At 44.0% G+C, this 5,251-nt stretch carries 7 protein-coding genes; all 7 read left to right on the top strand.

All coding sequences use genetic code 11. The features are described 5' to 3' along the window. The first annotated feature begins 125 nt into the window (after window positions 1–125). Window positions 126–1,070 (top strand): DNA-directed RNA polymerase subunit alpha, encoded by a 945-nt coding sequence (locus tag CJU60_RS20335; protein WP_010332783.1) that lies wholly within the window; start codon window positions 126–128, stop codon window positions 1,068–1,070. Between the two features lie 77 nt (window positions 1,071–1,147). Next, the gene (rplQ, locus tag CJU60_RS20330) at window positions 1,148–1,510 is read left to right on the top strand and encodes a 50S ribosomal protein L17 (RefSeq protein ID WP_003225836.1); all 363 of its coding nucleotides are present in this window, start codon (window positions 1,148–1,150) and stop codon (window positions 1,508–1,510) included. A 129-nt stretch (window positions 1,511–1,639) separates the two neighbouring features. Then, window positions 1,640–2,485 carry an energy-coupling factor ABC transporter ATP-binding protein gene (locus CJU60_RS20325; protein WP_095714783.1) on the top strand — a complete coding sequence of 282 codons (846 nt, stop codon included), beginning with the start codon at window positions 1,640–1,642 and terminating at the stop codon, window positions 2,483–2,485. After that, a complete protein-coding gene (locus CJU60_RS20320) occupies window positions 2,461–3,330 on the top strand; it encodes an energy-coupling factor ABC transporter ATP-binding protein (RefSeq protein ID WP_095714782.1) in 870 nt (289 codons plus the stop codon). Before CJU60_RS20325 ends, CJU60_RS20320 begins: the two co-directional genes overlap by 25 nt. Continuing rightward, a complete protein-coding gene (locus CJU60_RS20315; RefSeq protein WP_095714781.1) occupies window positions 3,327–4,124 on the top strand; it encodes an energy-coupling factor transporter transmembrane component T family protein in 798 nt (265 codons plus the stop codon). The genes CJU60_RS20320 and CJU60_RS20315 overlap by 4 nt, the downstream gene beginning before the upstream one ends. Before the next feature lie 9 nt (window positions 4,125–4,133). Beyond that, window positions 4,134–4,877, top strand: a complete 744-nt coding sequence (gene truA / locus CJU60_RS20310; RefSeq protein WP_095714780.1) for a tRNA pseudouridine(38-40) synthase TruA — start codon at window positions 4,134–4,136, stop codon at window positions 4,875–4,877. Between the two features lie 161 nt (window positions 4,878–5,038). Next, window positions 5,039–5,251: 50S ribosomal protein L13 (gene rplM, locus CJU60_RS20305; protein ID WP_095714779.1), on the top strand; the 213-nt coding region annotated here is incomplete at its 3' end.

Raw genomic sequence — 5,251 nt, 5'->3', positions numbered from 1 at the left:
ATTTATTAAACGAATGCACCGACTCGTTGCCTGAGCACATACGGGACTAAACAATGGGGAATTTCGGATGGAATCTCATATGATTCTATTCGAGGTTTCGACGTTTTGAAGGAGGGTTTTAAGTAATGATCGAGATTGAAAAACCAAAAATCGAAACGGTTGAAATCAGCGACGATGCCAAATTTGGTAAGTTTGTCGTAGAGCCACTTGAGCGTGGATATGGTACAACTCTGGGTAACTCCTTACGTCGTATCCTCTTATCCTCACTCCCTGGTGCCGCTGTAACATCAATCCAGATAGATGGTGTACTGCACGAATTCTCGACAATTGAAGGCGTTGTGGAAGATGTTACAACGATTATCTTAAACATTAAAAAGCTTGCATTGAAAATCTACTCTGATGAAGAGAAGACGCTAGAAATTGATGTACAGGGTGATGGAACTGTAACAGCAGCTGATATTACACACGATAGTGATGTAGAGATCTTAAATCCTGATCTCCATATCGCGACTCTTGGTGAGAATGCGAGTTTCCGAGTTCGCCTTACTGCTCAAAGAGGACGTGGGTATACGCCTGCTGACGCAAACAAAAGAGACGATCAGCCTATCGGCGTGATTCCGATCGATTCAATCTATACGCCAGTTTCTCGTGTATCTTATCAAGTAGAGAACACTCGTGTAGGCCAGGTTGCAAACTATGACAAACTTACACTTGATGTTTGGACTGATGGAAGCACTGGACCTAAAGAAGCGATTGCGCTTGGTTCAAAGATTTTAACTGAACACCTTAATATATTCGTTGGTTTAACTGACGAAGCTCAGCATGCTGAAATCATGGTTGAAAAAGAAGAAGATCAAAAAGAGAAAGTTCTTGAAATGACGATTGAAGAATTGGATCTTTCTGTTCGTTCTTACAACTGCTTAAAGCGTGCGGGTATCAACACGGTTCAAGAGCTTGCGAACAAGACGGAAGAAGATATGATGAAAGTTCGTAATCTAGGACGTAAATCACTTGAAGAAGTGAAAGCGAAACTAGAAGAACTTGGACTCGGACTTCGCAAAGACGATTGACTAGTTTCCCTTGTGAACTAGGATTTTCGTGTGTTTATAATTCAGAAAAAGCATTCCAATAAAGGAGGGGACATCACATGTCATACAGAAAACTAGGACGTACGAGTGCACAGCGTAAGGCTATGCTTCGTGATCTTACAACTGATTTGATCATCAACGAAAGAATCGAAACAACTGAAACACGTGCGAAAGAACTTCGCTCTGTAGTTGAAAAAATGATCACGCTTGGCAAACGCGGTGATCTTCACGCTCGCCGTCAAGCTGCTGCATACATCCGCAACGAGGTTGCTAACGAAGAAAATAACCAAGATGCACTTCAAAAATTATTCTCTGACATTGCAACTCGTTACGAGGAGCGCCAAGGTGGATACACACGTATTATGAAGCTTGGTCCTCGCCGTGGTGACGGAGCACCAATGGCAATTATCGAATTGGTTTAATCACATATTTTTGTGTATCTAAAGAAGGGCGGGACAGTTTCTAACTGGATCTATGCCCTTTTTTTAGATACTGCAACTTTTCCAAAAGAGAGACAAGCAGAGTATGAGCTGAGAGGAGGCCGGTTGTCCGTGAATCAAAATCAGTTGATATCGGTAGAGGATATCGTTTTTCGATATCGGAAAGACGCAGAAAGACGAGCACTAGATGGCGTCTCCCTGCAGGTGTATGAGGGTGAATGGCTTGCAATTGTAGGTCATAACGGTTCAGGGAAATCAACACTGGCCCGGGCATTGAATGGTTTAATCCTTCCTGAATCAGGCGACATAAAGGTTGCTGGAATTCAACTGACAGAGGAGTCAGTGTGGGAAGTGCGTAAGAAGATTGGAATGGTCTTTCAAAATCCGGATAACCAATTTGTCGGAACGACAGTTCGCGATGATGTGGCTTTTGGTTTAGAAAACAATGGTGTACCGCGGGAAGAAATGATTGAGAGAGTAGATTGGGCTGTCAAACAGGTCAACATGCAGGATTTTCTTGATCAAGAGCCGCACCATCTCTCCGGAGGCCAAAAGCAGAGAGTTGCGATAGCAGGGATTATTGCCGCACGTCCTGATATTATTATCTTAGATGAAGCAACATCCATGCTTGACCCGATCGGGCGAGAAGAAGTGCTTGAAACGGTAAGACATTTAAAAGAGCAAGGCATGGCAACTGTCATCTCGATTACACATGATCTGAATGAGGCAGCAAAAGCTGACAGAATCATTGTCATGAATGGCGGTAAGAAATATGCCGAGGGTACGCCTGAAGAAATTTTTAAATTGAATAAGGAACTTGTTCGAATCGGGCTTGATTTACCCTTCTCATTCCAGCTCAGCCAGCTCTTAAGAGAAAATGGACTGGCTTTGGAAGAAAATCATTTGACTCAGGAAGGGCTGGTGAACGAGCTATGGACATTACAATCAAAGATGTAGAGCATCGCTATCAGATAAAGACGCCGTTTGAGCGCCTTGCCCTGTATGATATCAATGCATCGATTAAGGAAGGCAGCTATGTGGCCGTAATAGGGCATACAGGCTCCGGTAAATCCACTCTTCTTCAGCACCTGAATGGTCTCCTGAAGCCTACAAAGGGGCATATTTCATTAGGCAGTACCGTTATACAGGCAGGAAAAAAGAATAAAGAGCTTAAATCCCTCCGAAAAAAAGTCGGAATCGTTTTCCAATTCCCCGAACATCAATTATTCGAAGAAACAGTTCTCAAAGATATTTCATTTGGACCGATGAACTTTGGTGTGAAAAAGGAAGACGCTGAACAAAAAGCGAGAGAGATGCTGAAGCTTGTAGGTTTATCTGAAGAGCTTCTGGACAGATCACCTTTTGAATTAAGCGGAGGACAAATGCGCAGGGTTGCAATTGCCGGGGTGCTTGCGATGGATCCTGAAGTGCTTGTTCTCGATGAGCCGACAGCAGGGCTGGATCCAAGAGGGCGAAAAGAGATCATGGACATGTTTTATGAGCTCCACCAACGGGGAAACCTGACGACAATTCTTGTTACCCACAGCATGGAGGATGCGGCTGCCTATGCTGATGAAATGATCGTGATGCATAAAGGAACTATCCAGGCATCAGGCAGTCCGCGAGACTTGTTCTTAAAAGGGGAAGAAATGGCCGGCTGGGGGCTGGACCTTCCGGAAACGATTAAATTCCAAAGACAGCTGGAAGCCGCACTTGGTATCAAATTTAAAGAACCTCTGCTCACAATAGAAGATGCCGCTGCTGAAATCCGTGCTCTTTTTCAGGGGGGGAAAACCCTATGATGGACAGCATGATTATCGGCAAGTATGTGCCGGGTTCATCGCTTGTGCACCGGCTTGATCCAAGAACAAAATTGGTTACGATCTTTTTGTTTGTCTGTATCGTTTTCCTGGCCAATAATGTGCAGACATATGCGGTGGTTGGTTTATTTACAGCAGGCGTTGTTTCCTTAACAAGAGTTCCTTTTTCCTTTTTGATGAAAGGGCTAAAGCCGATCATCTGGATTGTTCTTTTTACGTTCCTGCTCCATATTTTCATGACACATGAAGGGCCGGTTATTTTTGAACTTGGCTTTTTCAAGATCTATGAGGGCGGTTTGGTACAAGGGATTTTCATTTCCCTTAGGTTCGTCTATCTGATTTTAATAACCACTCTATTAACGCTGACAACAACACCTATTGAGATTACCGATGGGATGGAACAGCTGCTCAACCCATTTAAAAAATTGAAGCTTCCTGTTCATGAGCTGGCTCTTATGATGTCGATCTCTTTACGGTTTATCCCAACCTTGATGGAGGAGACAGATAAGATTATGAAGGCTCAGATGGCGAGAGGCGTGGATTTTACAAGCGGACCGCTTAAAGACAGAGTGAAGGCAATTGTGCCGCTGCTAGTCCCACTCTTTGTCAGTGCGTTTAAGCGTGCTGAAGAGCTTGCGGTTGCAATGGAAGCAAGAGGCTATCAAGGCGGAGAGGGACGCACTAAATACAGAAAGCTTGTATGGACGGCAAAGGATACTTCTGTCATCGTCAGCTTGTTCATATTGGCTGCTCTGTTATTTTTCTTAAGGGCTTAGAGGTGCTTTATGAGACTGAAATGCACGATTTCTTATGACGGACATTTGTTTAAAGGATATCAAGTACAGCCGGGTAAAAGAACGGTTCAGGATGAGCTGGAGAAGGCGCTGGCTGTCCTGCATAAGTCAAAAGACAGAATCCCGGTCGTTTCCTCTGGAAGGACGGACAGCGGGGTTCATGCAGCCGGACAGGTGATTCATTTTGATACACCGCTCTCTATTCCGGCTGAGAGATGGCCATATGCTTTAAATGCACTGCTTCCGGATGATATTGCAGTCAAAACGGCAGAAATTGCGGATGATGGGTTCCATGCACGATTTAGCGCAGTTAAAAAGGAATATCGCTACTTTGTATACACGGAGAAACACCCGGACGTATTTAAACGGCATTACGCTTACCATTTTTCATATCGCCTCAATGTGCAGAACATGAGAGAAGCGGCAAAGCATCTTGTAGGAACACATGATTTTACAAGCTTTTGTGCGGCTAAAACGGAAGTGCAGGACAAAGTGAGAACGATTTACGAACTCGATTGGACTGAGACTGATGACGGCCTGCAAATGCGGATCACAGGCAGCGGTTTCCTATATAATATGGTCAGAATTATTGCGGGTACTTTGCTGGATGCAGGTATTGGAAAAATTTCTCCTGATGATGTGAAATCCATGCTGGAAGCGAAGGACCGCGAAGCAGCAGGGCGCACAGCACCGGGACACGGACTGTACTTATGGAACGTTTACTATGACAACTAAACCAGGTGTATAATATTTTCTTGACAGAGTCTGCATAAAGTTATAAGATATCATATGGTATGTATTTCAACCCCACGATAAGCCCCGGAACTTATTGTGTTGTGAAATAGAACGTAATCGAAGTTTATTGAAAATGACAGATCATTTAGGAGGGAAATTCAATGCGTACAACACCTATGGCTAACGCAAGTACTATTGAACGCAAGTGGTTAGTTGTTGATGCTGCTGGTAAGACTTTAGGTCGTCTTTCTTCAGAAGTTGCAGCTATCCTTCGCGGGAAACACAAACCAACTTACACACCGCACGTTGATACTGGAGATCATGTGATCATCATCAACGCTGAAAAAATCGAGTTAACTGGTAAAAAGTTAACT

The organism is Bacillus sp. 7705b (assembly GCF_002289525.1).
Taxonomy (GTDB): Bacteria; Bacillota; Bacilli; order Bacillales; family Bacillaceae; genus Bacillus; species Bacillus halotolerans.
Note: the sequence above shows the minus strand (reverse complement) of the source record. Positions and strands in the feature narration are given on the sequence as shown.

Coding starts and splice junctions, on each gene's coding strand:
- CJU60_RS20335 (WP_010332783.1), top strand. CDS start 126: ATGATCGAGATTGAAAAACCAAAAATCGAAACGGTTGAAATCAGCGAC.
- rplQ (WP_003225836.1), top strand. CDS start 1,148: ATGTCATACAGAAAACTAGGACGTACGAGTGCACAGCGTAAGGCTATG.
- CJU60_RS20320 (WP_095714782.1), top strand. CDS start 2,461: ATGGACATTACAATCAAAGATGTAGAGCATCGCTATCAGATAAAGACG.
- CJU60_RS20315 (WP_095714781.1), top strand. CDS start 3,327: ATGATGGACAGCATGATTATCGGCAAGTATGTGCCGGGTTCATCGCTT.
- truA (WP_095714780.1), top strand. CDS start 4,134: ATGAGACTGAAATGCACGATTTCTTATGACGGACATTTGTTTAAAGGA.